This is a genomic window from Muribaculum sp. NM65_B17 (assembly GCF_004793735.1).
GTDB classification, from domain to species: Bacteria; Bacteroidota; Bacteroidia; order Bacteroidales; family Muribaculaceae; genus Muribaculum; species Muribaculum gordoncarteri.
In genome coordinates, this window is record NZ_SRYY01000003.1 from 242,841 (window position 1) to 259,722 (window position 16,882).

Here is a 16,882-nt window from a genome sequence, read left to right on the forward strand (position 1 = left end):
TCTATTATTGAAATCGTAATATGAAAAAATATCTTTTATACGCATTGTTCGCTGTGGGCTTGCTCTCATCATGTAACATGGACGAGGCACCTTACGGAGCACTTGATGACGACAACGCCATCCAAAGCGCAAACGACGCACAACGCTATCGCAACGGATTCTACAGCGGATTCCGTTCGATGACCTCGGGCTCTTATATCACCAAGCCTGAGCTTCAGGCCGATATGTTCAACGGCATCACCATCAACGGTAACCGTAACGGAACAATCGCCAACGGAAATCTGCTTGCCGGCGACGGCGACGTGCTTTCATTGTGGAGCACCTGCTACAGCCGCATAGCATCGGTCAACTACTTCCTGTCAAAGGCCGAGCCCCTTCTGGAGAATACCGAGGATGCCGACGACCGTCTTGACATTGAGCGTTACATCGGTGAGGCTCACTTCACCCGTGCATTCTACTACATCGCACTTTTCGATCGCTTCTGCCAGGTATATTCTGCCGACAAGGGCGACACTCCCGCTCTCGGTGTGCCCATCACACTTGAGTACAATCCTACTGCCGACCGTAGCAAGTACCCCGGCCGCAGCACAATGAACGAGTCGGTAAAGCTTATCAACGACGAGCTTAACCTCGCTCTCACTGCAATGCAGACCTACGAGGCTTCCGACAAGAAGCACGTTGCTCCCATGTCGCCCTACATCTGCTCTTACACCGTAATGGCAATGCAGGCACGCTTCGCCCTCATGATCGGTGACTACCCCACCGCTATCAGCAAGGCTGAGTCGGTTATCAACTCCAAGGTCTACACTCTTGCCAATACCGATAACTATATCGACATGTGGGTCAATGACGAAAGCTCGGAAATCATCTTCCGTCCCTTCGCTTCAAGCTCTGAGCAGCCCAACTTGAATTCTACCGGTAGCGCCTGGATTTCAATCTATGACGACCGTGCCGATTATATCCCCGGCTTCGAGGCTCTTGCCATGTATGAGGACGGTGATGTTCGCTTCGATGCATTCTTCAACATTCGTGGCCTTACCGTCGACGGTGCCGAATATCCTTGCTACAACTTCAACAAGTTCCCCGGCAACCCCGCGCTTAAGACTTCGACTGCCAACAACCTCATGAACATGCCCAAGCCCTTCCGCTTGAGCGAGCAGTATCTCATCCTTGCCGAGGCCGCTGCCATGAACAATCAGCCCGACAAGGCCAATGCAGCCCTCAACACTCTTCGTGCCAACCGTATAATCGATTGGGAGGATGCCAACTACTCAGGTCAGGTTCTTATTCAGCAGGTTCGCGACGAGCGCACCAAGGAGCTTATCGGCGAAGGATTCCGCATCACCGACCTCCGTCGCTGGAAGCAGGGATTCAAGCGCAGCTACGACTATCCCGCTGCCTGGGGTCTTGATCCTATACTTGTAACTGCCGGACTTTCGGTTCAGTACTCAGCCGACGACCACCGTTACACTTGGCCCATTCCTTCTGATGAAATCCAGGTTAATCCTCAGTTGAAGGGTCAGCAGAATCCCGGTTACTAATCAATGTAATTGTAACATTCTAAAACATTATTATTAGTCATGAAATTAAGCAAAATATTAGCAATCGGGTTAGCTGTCCTGACCATGACTGCCTGCTCCGATGACGACGAATTCAATTTCAACTCCGACGGCAACGTGACCGTTGACATGGCTCAGCCTTCAATCACATTGAAGGAAAACAAGGGCTACTTCAATGTTCCCGTAGTCGTTTCGGGTGAAGCCAACGGATATGTACAGGTTACTGTCGAGGTTCAGGAGGCTACAGGCAATCCCGCCATGGACGATGTTCACTATATCGTAACATCAAAGACTATCAACATTGCCAGCGAAGACAAGGTGGGCAATGTTGAAATCAAGACCGTTGATGACGGTGAAATCAACGAGAACCGCGAGTTTATCGTGACAATCGTTGACGCAAAGGGCGCAAAGATCGGTAACGAGCGCTCTACCACCGTTACAATCCGCGACAACGACTCTGAGTTCTATGAAAAGCTGATGGGCAAGTGGGCTCTCAACTTCGTTTCAAAGGGTGCTCCCGACAAGTGGGATGTTAATGTGGTAGGTTATGAAGAAACTGAGGCCGGTTACAACGAAACCCTATACATAACCGGTATAATGGGTTATAGCTGGGCTCAGCTCGAAGTAAGCTACTTCTTTGACAAGGCCACCAATGTAGGTTATCTCGAAGTGCCCCTCGGAACACTTGTTGCCGACGGTGTAGACTTCGGAAGCTTTACCGGCACAGTGCTTGCAGCTACGGTTGAGAACGGATATGTGGTTACCGACGGAACATTACGCGCCGAGTGGAACGACATGTTCACTGAGATTACATTCCAGGATTCACCCGTGCTCTACCTCGCAGTGTTTGACGAGGCTACCGGTGACTTCATGGGAGGATGGAAATCGCTGAATCTTGTCAACATGACACGATAAATTATCTCATACCCAATTTGAATATTAGGGAAAGGCGTGCGAGTCATTGCACGCCTTTCTTTTTTTGTATGTAATCATCGTGAAATTATGCCGGGGACCCCGTTTGTTTATAAATAAAATGCTATCTTTGTGATACGCACCGACTGTCATGTCATCGCGTTTCAACGTAACTTATGTTTTAATCTCGGATAACAACCAATCTGACAATCACTTAAAAAATCTGATATAAGTAAATTTCAATTCATGACAAAGCGAATACTATCAATTCTCTTGTTGACGGCCGCCACCGTTGTGAGCGTGTGGGCCGGCCCGGTCGACCGACAGCGTGCCGAGGCCGCCGCCGTGGCACATATCAAGGGCGTGACAGGAAAGAGCCGCACGGTTAAGCAGGTGCAGGCTGTGGGCGATGCGTTTTATGTCGTCAATCTCGCTCCCCAAGGATGGGTGATGGTGTCGGCCGACGACAAGGTCGACCCTGTAATCGGATATTCGGCCACGGGTGCGTTGTCCATGTCGGCGATTCCCGACAATATGGCCTATATGCTCGATTCCTACAAGAAGCTCGTCAAGCTTGGCACCGACGAGGAGTTGTCGCCGCGCATCCGTCAGTGGGAGTCGGTTGGCAAGGTCTTGTCACGTGCATCGGGATCTGCCGTAGAGCCTCTTATCAAGGTGAAGTGGAACCAGCCCGCGCCTTTCAACAAATATTGTCCCGGCGAGGGTGACAACAAGGCTATCGTGGGCTGTGTGGCCGTTGCCATGTCACAGGCCATGAGCGTGCAGGCCTATCCTTCGCGTCCCACAGGCTCGGTGAAGTACACTCCGGTAGGCTACGGACAGCTCAGCATCAACTTTGACGAGGAGCGCGCCTACAATTGGGACGACATTCTTTCGGGTGCCAACACCTATGATGAGGCTGCCCGCCTGATGTGGCATGCCGGCATGAGCGTGAGAATGGGCTACGGCCCCGACGGCTCGGGCATCCCCTCCAACGAGGTCAATCGTATAACCAACGCCCTCCGCGACAACTTCGGCTACGGCGACGAAGTGGCCTATGTGTGGAAGGACGCTTATCAGGGCGATTGGGAACGCCTCGTGCTCAACGAGCTTAACGCCGGCCGCGCCGTGATATACAATGCTGTCGACACCAAGCTCAGTGCAGGTCACAGCTTCAATGTCGACGGCTATGACGGCAATTCGGGCTATCATGTCAACTGGGGATGGGGCGGCAACGGCGACGGTTACTTCCGTCTTGACAACCTGCGTGACTCTCCCTACTACTTCGACGACTATCACGTGATTGTGATAGGCATCGGCGCTCCCGACCGTCTGCTGCGCAGCATCGGGCTGAGCGGTACGGTGATCGAGGAGGGACTTCCCGCCGGATCTACCGTGGCCACCGTCACGGTCAACGGCGAGGCCCCCACATCGGGCATGACATTTGAGCTTCGCGGACTATATAACGCCGGCACCGACAGCTATGCCGAGGCTCCCTTCGTAATCGAGAACGGAATGTTGAAGACCACGCGCACTCTCTCATGCTCGGCCGACGGCGTGATCGCTGTCGACATAACGGTCACCGACAATGCATCGGGCGAATCGCTCACCCAGGGATTCTCTATCGAGGTTCAGCCGTGGCGCAGCATCGCCGAGGCAACATCGATGTCATTTAACCGCACGACAGGCGAATTCCTCCTGAAGACAAAGCACAACGTGAGCTACACGCTCAAGTCACCCACCGGCACCGTAATCGCATCGGGCGCTCTCGACCCGCTGCCGCAGCTGCAGTTCAACCGCTCGCAGCTTGCCGATGGAGTTAATGTGCTCGAGCTTCGCTGCAGCACTGAAGTCAAGACTATTAAAATCACCAAATGAAACACCCGATTATGAAACTATACAATCTTATCAACGGATGCACCGCTCTCCTTGTGGTCGCCCTAATGACAGCTTGTAGCGACAAAGGCGGCGACTCGCCCGACACGGGCAACACCGGCAATCCCGACGACGACCAGACCGTTGCCGTGGGCATCACTACCGAGGTCATCACCCGCGCCAATGTCACCACCGAGTTTACATCGGGTGCCGAGATGAACATATACCCCAAGACCTACGGACGCCTCGATGCGCCCAACATGGTTGAGAACGTGAAGGCCACCATGGGTGGCTCGGGCTGGACGATAGCCCCCGAGATTCGCATCAAGAAGGGTCAGAATGCATTCCTCTACGCCGTGGCTCCGTTCAATGCCGCCTATACCGACCCTGCGGCGATTCCCGTCAACATCGCCGAGCAGGTCGACCTGCTCTACTCGGGCGAGTATGTCCCCGCATCGTTCACCACCCACAACGTGAAGCTCAACATGAAGCATGCGCTCGCTCTCGCCGCCTTCAACATTGCGTCGCAGGGCTACACCGGTGCCGGCACGCTGACTTCGCTCGGCATCTCGGGCGAGGAGGTCTACACCTCGGGTAAGATGAATGTAAGCACCGGAAAAATCACGGTCGAAGGCAAGGATCCCCTGAATGTGGGCGTTAGCAAGACTGTTGCGGCCGGCGGATGGAACTCCGATTTGCCCCGCGTGTGGGTGATTCCATTCTCGACCAAGGGCAAGCCCGCCACTCTCACTGCCGTGATCGACGGCAAGAGCTATGTCATCGACTTCCCCGAAGTGGAGATGCGTACCGGATTCCAGTATGTGTTCCACCTTGTGCTCACCAACACCGGACTCGTGTTCATCCCGTCCATGACCGAAATCGTGTCGCTTAACGTGGCCGATGACGCAATGGAGGCGATGGAGGGTTACGGAATATTGAAATTCGGATTCACCGGCAGCACATTCACGTTCCCATATTTCACGGGCGACAACGTGTTTGGCACTATTCTTCCGGCATCGGGTGCGGGTGCAAGCTACGCAATAGGCGGTTCGCTCGATCTCGCTACTCCCGACACCAAGGATATTGTAGTTGAAACATGGAATTCGACAGGCTTTGAACTGAACAATCTCGAAGGTATCGAGTCAATCGACATCTCGGGTTATTGATGTAATCTGTCACCATTGAAATAAAGGACTCCGCGCCCCTTGTCACACTCGACGGGCGCGGAGTCTTTTTTATGAGCCGGCTCTTATGCCATGTCGGCCGACATTCAATGACGCTCTATTCCCATGGCGCGTCTGTCGAGCTGCGAGTAGCGGCAATTCAGTATCAGACATTCGTTTCCTATTATCGACATGATTATTTTGGCCTTGTCGCTCGATGTCGACAGCTTTATCAGCAGGGCCGCGCTTGTGCCTCCGGCCACACACCGGGCGGTAATCGATATCTCGTCATCTGACCGCGAGCGGTTTATCTCTACGAGCCTTCCGAGAGGCGACAGATTGCCGTTGTCGTCGGGGCTCATCAGAAACAGTGCCCCCGATGCCGTGCGGTGTATTTCGATAAGCGCATAGTAGTTGTCGGGCGGCATGGGGCTGCCCGTGTCGATGCTTACGCTGTTTACCGTAAACCGGCACGCGGTTACTATGCCGGCCGATGGCTTCAGATGCTTGATTAGTGATTTCAACCGATTTTTAATCATCGCGATGCGAGAGGCCTCTCATCCTCGGTTGAGGCCTGCAAGTACACAAAAAAGGTGTGAGGAATTTCATTGTCCTATCGTCACCTCAGGCTCTCGCATGGCCTTGTTCCACCGATAAGACAATAGCCCCACACCGTATGCGTATATCGTTCTCGCCATAGTGATGGCAAGAATAATAGGCACGCGATGCAGGTGCCATTGTCAATCATCTTTGTGGAACAGTCAAATTTGCGAGATTTGAGTTGAAAAAGATAATTTCAATAACACCTTTCAATATATATGTGCAGATAAGGAGGTCAACTCTATGGCCTCCGGACTATCTGTTACAAAGATAAGGAAAAATGTCATTGGTGGGGCACTATTTAGTACACTTTATTGCGTTTTGGGGGATAAATTTAACGACAACTGTTGATTAAATTGCTACTGATGATGATTTTTTGACTACTTTTGCAGGATGTTTCATTCATGGACATCAATTAAGAATCACAATATTGCTTATTTATTATGAAATCATTAAAATTTCTTGCACTTGCCGTAGCTTTCGGTTTCATGCTGAGCGCTTCGGCCGAGGAGCATCTCAAGAGCCTCAATCCGGCCTACTTTGACAAGTCGACACCCGCCGGCGAGGATTTCTACAAGCATGTCAACAAGGGTTGGCAGGAAAGCCATCCGCTTACACCCGAACATGCACGTTACGGTAACTTCAACATCCTCAGCGATTCGAGCGAGGCTCGCGTGAAGGACATCGTGCTCAATCTCGGAGCTACAAATCCCCAGCCCGGATCAGTTGCCTTCAAGGTGTGGACAATCTACAGCCAGGCCATGGACTCGGTTAGACGCAACGCCGAAGGCGCAAAGCCCATCCTTGCCGACCTCAAGAAAATCGAAACCGCTCCCGCCGACAGCATGGAGAACCTCTTCTTGTGGCTGCACGCCAACTATGCAAGCCCCTTCTTCAGCGCCGGCCCCATGGAGGATCTCGCCGACAGCAAGGTGTATGCCATGTATGTAAGCGGTGGCGGCATGGGTCTTGGCGACCGTGACTACTATCTGCTCGACGACGCCCGCAACAAGCAGGTGCGCGAGGCTTACAAGAAACTCATCGTAACGCAGATGCGTAACGCCGGTTACTCCAAGAAGGATGCCAACCGCGTTATGAACAACGTGATGAAGATTGAAACCGCGCTTGCCGATTCGGCCTGGACACGCGAACAGAGCCGTAACATTCCGGCCATGTACAACCCCCGCTCATTCGAGCAGCTCAAGGCCATGTATCCCAATGTCAACTGGGACCGCTTCTTCATCGAAACAATGGGTATCAAGTCGCCCGAGAGCGTCATCGTGACCGAACTCAGTTCGGTGGCTCAGGCCAACAACCTCATGGGCTCGCTCACCGATCGCGAAATCAAGGACTACTACCTGTGGAAATATGTGAGCCAGGCTGCCGGAATGCTCAGCGACGACTTTGCCAATGCCGCATTTGAATTCAACAAGGTGGTGAGCGGCGTGCAGCAGCAGCGTCCGCGCTGGAAGCGTGCCCTCGGTGCCGCTGAAGGTGCAATGGGTGAGGCAGTCGGACAGCTCTATGTCGAGAAGTACTTCCCCGAATCGTCAAAGCAGTATATGCTCGGTCTTGTCGAAAATCTGCGCACCGCACTCGGCAAGCACATCATCAATCTCCCCTGGATGAGCGACGACACCAAGCTCAACGCTATCAAGAAGCTCAACGCCTTCACCGTGAAGATCGGTTATCCCGACAAGTGGAAGGACTACAGCTCGATGACAATCGACCCCAAGTTGTCCTACTACGAGAATATGCACAACGTGTCGATGTGGCACCAGAAGGAAGAGCTCGCCAAGTGGGGCAAGCCCGTCGACAAGACAGAGTGGGGTATGACTCCTCAAACAGTCAACGCCTACTATAATCCTCTTGCCAATGAAATCGTGTTCCCCGCTGCCATTCTTCAGGCTCCCTTCTTTGACCCGGAGTCGAGCGATGCCGAGAACTACGGCGGTATAGGCGTGGTGATCGGACATGAAATGACTCACGGATTTGACGACCAGGGCCGTAACTTCGATGCCGAGGGCAACATGGTCAACTGGTGGACTCCCGAGGACACCGAGGCATTTGCCAAGCTCACACAGGGTCTTGTGGATCAGTTTAACGAAGTGGAAGTTCTGCCCGGCCTCCATGCCAACGGACAGTACACTCTCGGTGAAAACATCGCCGACCAGGGCGGCCTTCGCGTGGCAATGACCGCATTCCTCGACTCACAGAAGAAGAAGGGTGTCGACATCAACAGCCCCGAGGCCAAGATCGACGGTTACGACCCCATGCAGGTGTTCTATCTGAATTACGCCAACCTTTGGGCACAGAATACCCGTGAGGAGGAAATTCGCTCGCTCACTTCGGGTGATGTACACTCGCTCGGCGAAAACCGAGTTAACGTAACGTTGCGCAACCTCACTCCCTTCTTCAAGGCGTTCGGCATCAAGAAGGGTGACAAGATGTATCGTCCGGCTGAGGAACTCGTCGTTATCTGGTAAAAAGTTATCTCGTAAAATCGACTCTATAAACGCGGGTCGGGGCTTTAAGCCTCGGCCCGCTATTTTTTGCATCTTCGTGATGGTCAATTGCTTTTATTTCCCAAAAAATCGTGTCAGGAATGGGATTTTTCACTGATTTACATTGCCGATTGGCGTTTTTTTTGATAGTTTTGTATTTATTATCACATAATACACTCATCAATTTCAAGACAGATTCTATCATGAAAAGGAAAATCCCATTTCTTGTGATGGCACTACTTGCCATCCTGCCAATTTTCAAGGTCTCAGCGGCCGCGGAGAGTAAGCCCGACCCCAAATTTTACATCTACCTCTGTATCGGTCAGTCCAACATGGAAGCCGGTGCCACACCTGCCGAGCAGGACAAGGATTTCAACGATCCGCGTTTCCAATTCATGGCAGCCGTCGACATGCCCAACCTCGGGCGTGAGATGGGGAAATGGTACACTGCCGTGCCGCCTATCTGTCGTGAAGGCAACAACCTCGGCCCGGTGGATTTCTTCGGTCGAAAAATGATTGAGGTTCTTCCTCCCGACTATCGTGTGGGCGTAATCAATGTTTCGGTTGCGGGAGCTAAGATCGAGCTTTGGGACAAGGACGACTATAAGGAGTATATCGACAACGAGCGCGACTGGATGAAGAACATCGTCAGCCAGTATGGCGGCAATCCTTATGAGCGTCTTGTGAAGATGGCAAAGCTTGCCCAGAAGGACGGTGTCATAAAGGGCATCCTCATGCACCAGGGCGAGTCCAACTCGGAGGACCCCCTATGGCCCGAGCGCGTAAAGAGAATCTACGACAACCTGTGCAAGGATCTTAATCTCAACCCCAAGCAGACTCCTCTTCTTGCCGGTGAACTTAAGTATGCCGAGCAGGGTGGTGTGTGCGCGGCGTTCAACACCACCATTATGCCCAACCTTCCGAAGGTACTTCCCAACGCACACATAATTTCGGCTCTCGGTTGCGAGAGCACGGGCGACCAGTTCCACTTCAGCACCGAGGGAATGAGGCTTCTCGGACAGCGTTTCGCCGACAAGATGCTCCAGCTTCAGGGATTCAAGCCCGAGGAGAAAAGATCCCTCACCCTCAAGCCCGACAAGCTCGGAATCGAGATTAGCCCGACTCTCCGGGGAATATTCTTTGAGGACATAAACAATTCGCTTGACGGCGGTATATGTGCGCAGCTCATCCAGAACAATTCGTTCCAGGCCTACAATGTGCCCGATGCTCCGGCTCACGAATTTTCAACTTGCGACAGCGTGTTCTTCGGTTGGACGGTCGTAAGCAAGGGTGATGCCAAGGGTAGCGCAAGGGCTGTCGCCGACAAGCCTCTCGTGAAGAATCTGAAGCGTCACTACGATTTCGACCCCAATGACAAATATGACGACGAACAGCGTTACAAGCAGTACAGCGTACGCTTTGAAGTGGAGAATCCCGGCGACGGTTTTGGAATTGCAGCCAACGGCTTCGGCATCGCCGAACACGGAAGAGGCAAGGAGTTCTACTATTCCAACAATACTCAGACCCCGTCGATTCCGGCCGTAAAGGATGTAAGTTACGACCTCGGAATGTTCCTTCAGGGTGAGGCCTACAAGGGTGGTTTCAAGGTCTATCTTGAGGATAAGGACGGTAATATAAACTCCAATGTACTCACATTCACAGGCATCCCCGACGACTGGAAGAAATATGAAGGAACCCTGAAGGCACTTAACAGTGCTGACAGCCGCCTTTGCATCGTCGCCGATGCTCCCGGTGTCTTCTACCTCGATTTCGTCACTCTGCTTCCTGAAGCGTCACAGCTCTGGAACAATGGAAAGAGCGGTCCCTTCCGCAAGGACCTCATGCAGGCGCTCGCCGACCTTAATCCCACGTTCATGCGTTTCCCCGGCGGATGTGCTTCCGAGGGACCCAACTATTTCGGACAGGTGTTCTGGAAAAACTCCATCGGCTCTCCTGAGGAGAGGATAGGATTCCGTAACCATTGGGGCTACTGGACTTCACAGTATGTGGGCTTCTACGAGTATCTCCTTATGGCCGAGGCGCTCGGCGCAACTCCGCTGCCCGTGCTTAATAACGGCGTTACGTGCCAGTTTGCCGGACATCAGTATGTAGCACCCCTCGATACCGACGAGGATAGGGCAAGATTCAACAGCATATTCGTACAGGACGCTCTCGACCTTATTGAATTCTGTAACGGCCCCGTCGACAGCAAATGGGGTGCGCTGAGAGCTGAAATGGGACATCCCGAACCCTTCAACCTCAAATATCTCGGCATCGGCAACGAGAACAGGGGCGATGCTTTCTGGGAACGCTTCGACATCATGTACAATGCTGTCAAGGAAAAGCATCCTGAGATTGTTGTCGTTTCAACTTCCGGTGCCGCTGATGCAGGCCGGGAGTTTGACGCCAACATGAAGGAGATCGATTCAAAGTATGCCAATACGATAGTCGACGAACACTACTATAAGAACAACGACTGGTTCTACAGCCACCGTGACCGATACAACTCTGACAAGACTCGCGGTGCCGAGGGACTTACCTACGACCGCAACCGTCCTACGAGAGTATTTGTAGGCGAGTTTGCCAACAACATGACCAACAATGACTATGCTTCCGCCATGGCCGAGGCCGCCTATTGGACAGGACTGGAACGCAATTCCGATATGGTTGTCATGGCGGCTTATGCACCTCTTTTCTGCAAGAAGGGCTACAACAAGTGGAACTCCAACCTTATATGGTTTGACAACCGCGGAATGTGGCGCTCATGCAACTATTACTATCAGAAACTGTTCTCCGAAGCAGGTGACAGAGCATTCTTCATGTCCGATGCCATGAAGGGCAGCGCTCCCGACACCACTATATACACATCGCCCACTATCGACACCGCCACAGGTGAGATTTTCATCAAGTTTGTCAACTCGGAGGCTGTCGACAAGCGCATCACCGTCAATGCCGGTTCGGGAACACGTTATGAGGCCGAAATGGAATTCATCTCGTCGCATGACACTTCGATTAAGAATCAGAAGGAGCAGAACTACTATTCCAGCCATCCCGAATATAATAAGGATCCCATGGATAACGTTCCTCCGGGCCTGAAAGAGCGACCCGGCATGCGGGAAATGGCATGGCGCTTTGCCAAGAGAGTGTCATATAACGAAGCGGTGGTTCCCCACACAGTCGATCTCGGCACGGTTAAGGGCAAGTTTGAATTCACCATGCCTGAAAATTCGGTCGGAATCCTACGCTTGAAACCGGTGAAGTAAATTTATCTTCCCCGGAAAATACACTACATTGTCAATATTTACATATATTATATAAATCCATTATCCATTTCACACATCTATGAATCTGTTAAAGAATTTATTTATCCTATCATTCGCGACAGCCGGAACCCTATGGGCTTCGGCTGTCGTTCCACGTCTTGTAAAGGCAGCCGACAACGGGTGGGGAAGTACCTCGGTCAACACCACGGTGTTTCGCAACAACTCACTCGTCACCCATGACGGCGTGCAGTACATCAGTTACTATGATGCCGACGGCTATCTCACGCTCGGCAGCCGCGATGTCGACGCCGATCGATGGAATATTCACCGCACTCAGTATAAAGGTAACGCCGCCGACGCCCATAATGTCATAAGCATGATGGTCGATGGCGACGGCTATCTTCATGTTTCGTTTGACCATCACGGCCATCCGTTGAAGTATTGTCGCAGCGTTAAGCCGGGGTCGCTTGAACTTGGTGAGCTGGAGTCCATGACCGGCATCGACGAGGACAATGTCACCTATCCCGAATTCTATACGCTTAAAGGCGGCGACTTGCTTTTTGCGTTCCGCTCGGGATCATCGGGCCGTGGCAACCTGGTCATGAACCGCTATGACCTGAAGAGCCGCAAGTGGCATCGCGTGCAGGATGTGCTTATCGACGGCGAGGATGAACGTAACGCCTACTGGCAGCTCTATGTCGACGCGGCGGGCACGATACACCTGTCTTGGGTGTGGCGTGAAACGTGGCTTGTGGAAACCAATCACGACCTGTGCTATGCGCGTTCGCTCGATAACGGCGTGACATGGCAGCGTTCCGACGGCACCCCTTACACTCTGCCCATAACGCAGGACAATGCCGAATATGCTTGGCGCATACCCCAGAACTCCGAACTGATAAACCAGACGAGCATGAGCGCCGATGCCGAGGGACATCCTTACATAGCTACATATTGGCGTGACGCCGACAGAGAGGTGCCGCAGTATCGCATCGTGTGGAACGACGGCGCGAAGTGGAATGCTCGTCAGGTGACGCAGCGCACACAGCCCTTCTCGCTCGCGGGCGGAGGCACCAAGATGATTCCCATAGCGCGTCCGCGCATGGTGGCCCACGGTGACTCCATATATTATATATTCCGTGATGCCGAGCGTGGAAGCCGCGTGTCGCTGGCTTATACCGATGCCGGCCCGTCGGGTGAATGGAAGGTTGCCGACCTCACCGACTTCGCAGTTGATGCATGGGAGCCCTCGCTCGACTCCGAGTTGTGGAAAAGCTCACGCCGTTTGCACGTATTCGTGCAGCCGTCGTTGCAGGGCGACGGTGAACGCATGGTCGACTCGCCCGAGCAGCCCGTCTATGTGCTTGAAGTGACGAAATAATCGGAATTTTAGAACATTTTAGCTTGTAACCCACCGATTTTTAACAATATATGTCAGTCAAAGGCCGATAATGATGTGTTTTAAATACATCATTAATCAATTAAAACGGACAAAATTATGGCTGACAAGGATTTTACCCACCGAAAGCTTCAAGGGCATCCACAGCCCAAGAGCCTGAATGCCAAGGAGGTTCAGAAAGAACTGCCGGGGCATATACAATCAAAGGAGTTGGAAGTGCATCCCGAACCGATGGGGCTTCCCGCTCATGAAAATAGCGGCGCTGCGGATGCTGCAGGAATCGCCGCTGCGGCAATGGGAGCGACAGCTGCCGCCGCAGGTGCTGCAAACAAACCGTCGGCCGACGTTGAAACCGCCGATGTTGACAATACTCCAAAATATGTGAAGTGGGGCGCTATCGGCGTGCTTGCTCTCGTTGTGGCCGCTTTGGCCGGATTGTTCCTGGGTGGCCGTCACTGGAATCTCGCTTCGTCGGAACCGCAGATGGCACGTAACACTGTCGTCACTAAGGTAAATTCGCCTGCAGGCACTTCGTCGACCGTCGACTCGCCTGCTCCCACATCACTGTTCCTCGTCGTCATGGGCGATGACAAGAATGTGGAGATAGGCGATGAAAATGCCGATGTCGCAATTAACACTACATCGGTCACACTCCCCGATGTCGATGTCATAGCACAGTATGACGAAGGCGATAACGTTGTCGCTGCTCCTTCCGATGCCGCCACGGCTTCGGCAACTGCAGTCACAGCCCCGACAACTTCGGCCACCGCTGCCGCCCCGACAACTTCAGCAAGCAATAACGTTGACGCTTCCGGTGCATCGGCCGATAAGATGAATGTTATTTGCCTTTTCGGATTTGACAGCTCCGAAGTACAGGATACCAAGGCTCTTGAGAACCTTGCGACCGAAGCAAGGAATAGCGGGCGCAACGTAGTTATAAAGGCCTATACCGACGAAGTGGGCAATGTCGAATACAATAAGGCATTAAGCATGCGTCGAGCAAAAGCTGTCAGCGATTATCTCGTGGCTCACGGCGTTCCTGCCGATCACATCTCGACTCAGGGTATGGGCCCGACTCACGCATTTGCAACCAATACACGCGACCGCTTTGCACAAGTGACTCTTAATTAGGTGATTTAGCTATATTGACTGTGGCAGTCCGGAGCTTCAATGCTTCGGGCTGTCTTTTTTATGTGATGCAGCGAACTGTTATTTATAGTTTATTAACATTTAATAGTCTTGCATAACTAAAAACATTAGTTTATATTTGCAACAGATAATAAATCATCTCAGTTTATGGCAATCAAAGAACTTACAAGAAAAGAGGAAGAGATCATGAACTTCTTCTGGGCTCACGGACCGTTGTATGTAAAGGACATCCTTGAATTCTACGACGACCCAAAGCCTCATTTCAACACTGTGTCAACCATCGTGCGCGGTCTTGAGGAGAAGGGATTTGTGGCTCATGAGGCTCACGGTAAGACCTACCGTTACTATGCCTCGGTATCGCAGTTTGACATGGGTCGTCGCACTCTCAAGTCGATTGTTGAGCGCTTTTTCAAGAACTCCTATCTCGGCGTAGTGTCATCGCTGGTTAAGGACGAGGACATAACGGCCGATGAGTTGCGCCGTCTTATCGATGAAGTTGAACGTAACGAAGAGAAGAAGTAACGCATCATGGGCGCTCTCCTTGTATATTCGATTATCGTCGGCGTTACGCTCATCCCCATCTACCTTATAGTGAGGTTGCTCATGAGCGGGTTGACATGCTGGCGTTTCAACCGGGGACTGATATTGTTCGGTTACCTGATAGCATTGGCTATGCCATTTGTCATCGGCTGGATTCACTCGATTGACTTCGGTGACGGTGCCGTGCTCGACATTGAAGTGGGGCTGCCGTCGGTCATGGCTGTCGTTGCCGACGGTGAAGTCGATGCGGTTTCCCCGGTCAAGTGGTGGTGTGCGGGTGTGATGGCTCTATATTTCACGGGGCTTCTATTCTTCCTTTTGAGGGAGCTGTTCATCTGGAACAGGATGCACTCGGTCATCTCACGCAGCAGCCATGTCACGATGCCCGACGGCAATGTGCTCTGCATCCACTCCGATGAAAGCATCGCACCGTTCAGCTGGTACCGTTACATCGTCATGTCGCAGAAGGACTACGACGAGGGAGGCACTACCGTCATCATGCATGAATCGATGCACATAAAGGCGAGGCATTGGCTCGATCTGCTGCTTGCCGAGGCTGTGGCTCTTCTCGTGTGGTATAATCCCGCAGGATGGCTTATGCGCAACGAGCTGCAGGCCGTTCACGAATACGAGGCCGACAACGGAGTCGTGACCGGTGGCGCAAATGTGCGTGACTATCAACTATTGCTAATACAAAAGGCCGTTGGCTCCAGATTCCCGTCCATCGCCAACAGCCTTGACCATTCTAATTTATCTAAACGTATTAAAATGATGCTACGTAAAAAAAGTTCTCCCGTGCAGCGTTGGCGAGCCATAGCCGCCGTGCCTGCCTTGGCGTTGACCGCCGTTGTGTTCTTTAATCCCGGTGTCGCAGAGGCTCTTGAGTCGCTGTCGACTGCCAAAGTTACCAATTATGTCGCAATTATGCAAGAGGAGCCGGCTGCTGCTGCGGTTGCCGAGCCTGAACAGTCGCCGCTTGCCTTGCCGTCACAGTCGGGCGAAGGTGACGACGCATATACCGCTGTTGAAACTATGCCTCGATATGAGGGCGGCGAGGCGGCTTTGATGAAGTTCATCGACTCCAATCTTAAGTGGATTCCCGGCGGCAAGAACGGCAGGCTCATCATGCAGTTTGTAGTGAAAAAGGATGGCACTGTAGGCGATGTCAAGGTTCTGCGTTCTCTTTCGCCCGAGCAGGATGCCGAGGCCGAGCGCGTAGTGCGCATGCTCAAGTTCACTCCCGGCATGATGCAGGGCAAGCCCGTCGATGTTTGGTACACCCTTCCCGTGTCGTTCCGCAGTAAGGCTGATGCCAAGCCTGCATCCCCCAGAACAGCTCCGGCAGCCGGAGAGAGCATAGCCGGTGATGACGCATATACCGCTGTTGAAACTATGCCTCGATATGAGGGCGGCGAGGCGGCTTTGATGAAGTTCATCGCCTCCAATCTTAAGTGGATTCCCGGCGGCAAAAACGGCAGGCTCATCATGCAGTTTGTAGTGAAAAAGGATGGCACTGTAGGCGATGTCAAGGTTCTGCGTCCTCTTTCGCCCGAGCAGGATGCCGAGGCCGAGCGCGTAGTGCGCATGCTCAAGTTTACTCCCGGCATGATGCAGGGCAAGCCCGTAAATGTGTGGTACACTCTTCCGGTGTCGTTCCGTGAAACCAAGCAGTCCAATTCAAACACCAACTCCAATACGGCTCCCGGTACTACGACAACCACCACGACCACTACCGACGGGATGTCGACAACCGAGGTTTCCTATAGCCCGGGCAATTGATTGCAATCTACTTTTTAATTAGATATATTGACACCGGCCGTCCGTTGAGGATGGCCGGTGTTCTGTTATGGGGCTGAGGCTGTTAGTCAAGCCTCCGATAAGGCGCAAAAAAAAAGCTGTCCACTTTAGAGTGGTCAGCTTA

General features: G+C 52.6%; 11 protein-coding genes. 10 read left to right on the forward strand and 1 reads right to left on the reverse strand.

Translation table 11 applies throughout. From position 1 onward, the window contains the following. Positions 1–20 precede the first annotated feature (20 nt). The 4 genes from E5354_RS05585 to E5354_RS05600 all read left to right on the forward strand — a co-directional run bounded on the left by E5354_RS05585 (position 21) and on the right by E5354_RS05600 (position 5,512). Positions 21–1,541, forward strand: coding sequence for a RagB/SusD family nutrient uptake outer membrane protein (locus E5354_RS05585; RefSeq protein ID WP_135946726.1), 1,521 nt, complete (start codon positions 21–23; stop codon positions 1,539–1,541). 39 nt (positions 1,542–1,580) lie between these two features. After that, positions 1,581–2,474 (forward strand): Calx-beta domain-containing protein, encoded by an 894-nt coding sequence (locus E5354_RS05590; protein ID WP_135946727.1) that lies wholly within the window; start codon positions 1,581–1,583, stop codon positions 2,472–2,474. 243 nt (positions 2,475–2,717) lie between these two features. Further along, positions 2,718–4,349 carry a C10 family peptidase gene (locus E5354_RS05595; RefSeq protein WP_135946728.1) on the forward strand — a complete coding sequence of 544 codons (1,632 nt, stop codon included), beginning with the start codon at positions 2,718–2,720 and terminating at the stop codon, positions 4,347–4,349. An 11-nt stretch (positions 4,350–4,360) separates the two neighbouring features. Next, complete coding sequence (locus tag E5354_RS05600; protein WP_168353834.1) at positions 4,361–5,512, forward strand: fimbrillin family protein; 1,152 nt, start codon at positions 4,361–4,363, stop codon at positions 5,510–5,512. 104 nt (positions 5,513–5,616) lie between these two features. On the opposite strand, the gene E5354_RS05605 is transcribed toward E5354_RS05600, so the two are convergent. After that, on the reverse strand, positions 5,617–6,033 hold the full coding sequence (locus E5354_RS05605; protein WP_135946730.1) for a hypothetical protein: 417 nt from the start codon (positions 6,031–6,033) through the stop codon (positions 5,617–5,619). Between the two features lie 519 nt (positions 6,034–6,552). On the opposite strand from E5354_RS05605, the gene E5354_RS05610 reads away from it, so the two are divergent. From E5354_RS05610 to E5354_RS05635, 6 genes are all read left to right on the forward strand, one after another. Then, complete coding sequence (locus E5354_RS05610; RefSeq protein ID WP_123395600.1) at positions 6,553–8,595, forward strand: M13 family metallopeptidase; 2,043 nt, start codon at positions 6,553–6,555, stop codon at positions 8,593–8,595. Positions 8,596–8,816: 221 nt separating this feature from the next. Next, complete coding sequence (locus E5354_RS05615; protein ID WP_135946731.1) at positions 8,817–11,876, forward strand: sialate O-acetylesterase; 3,060 nt, start codon at positions 8,817–8,819, stop codon at positions 11,874–11,876. 79 nt (positions 11,877–11,955) lie between these two features. After that, positions 11,956–13,254: a BNR repeat-containing protein gene (locus tag E5354_RS05620; protein WP_135946732.1), complete on the forward strand. Its 1,299-nt coding sequence runs from the start codon at positions 11,956–11,958 to the stop codon at positions 13,252–13,254. A 117-nt stretch (positions 13,255–13,371) separates the two neighbouring features. Continuing rightward, positions 13,372–14,403, forward strand: coding sequence for an OmpA family protein (locus E5354_RS05625; protein WP_135946733.1), 1,032 nt, complete (start codon positions 13,372–13,374; stop codon positions 14,401–14,403). A gap of 165 nt (positions 14,404–14,568) precedes the next feature. Beyond that, on the forward strand, positions 14,569–14,943 hold the full coding sequence (locus tag E5354_RS05630) for a BlaI/MecI/CopY family transcriptional regulator (protein WP_168184370.1): 375 nt from the start codon (positions 14,569–14,571) through the stop codon (positions 14,941–14,943). 6 nt (positions 14,944–14,949) lie between these two features. Then, entirely contained in the window at positions 14,950–16,740 is a 1,791-nt protein-coding gene (locus E5354_RS05635; RefSeq protein WP_135946734.1) for a TonB family protein, read from the forward strand. Positions 16,741–16,882 lie beyond the last annotated feature (142 nt).

Coding starts and splice junctions, on each gene's coding strand:
- E5354_RS05585 (WP_135946726.1), top strand. CDS start 21: ATGAAAAAATATCTTTTATACGCATTGTTCGCTGTGGGCTTGCTCTCA.
- E5354_RS05590 (WP_135946727.1), top strand. CDS start 1,581: ATGAAATTAAGCAAAATATTAGCAATCGGGTTAGCTGTCCTGACCATG.
- E5354_RS05595 (WP_135946728.1), top strand. CDS start 2,718: ATGACAAAGCGAATACTATCAATTCTCTTGTTGACGGCCGCCACCGTT.
- E5354_RS05600 (WP_168353834.1), top strand. CDS start 4,361: ATGAAACTATACAATCTTATCAACGGATGCACCGCTCTCCTTGTGGTC.
- E5354_RS05610 (WP_123395600.1), top strand. CDS start 6,553: ATGAAATCATTAAAATTTCTTGCACTTGCCGTAGCTTTCGGTTTCATG.
- E5354_RS05615 (WP_135946731.1), top strand. CDS start 8,817: ATGAAAAGGAAAATCCCATTTCTTGTGATGGCACTACTTGCCATCCTG.
- E5354_RS05620 (WP_135946732.1), top strand. CDS start 11,956: ATGAATCTGTTAAAGAATTTATTTATCCTATCATTCGCGACAGCCGGA.
- E5354_RS05625 (WP_135946733.1), top strand. CDS start 13,372: ATGGCTGACAAGGATTTTACCCACCGAAAGCTTCAAGGGCATCCACAG.
- E5354_RS05630 (WP_168184370.1), top strand. CDS start 14,569: ATGGCAATCAAAGAACTTACAAGAAAAGAGGAAGAGATCATGAACTTC.
- E5354_RS05635 (WP_135946734.1), top strand. CDS start 14,950: ATGGGCGCTCTCCTTGTATATTCGATTATCGTCGGCGTTACGCTCATC.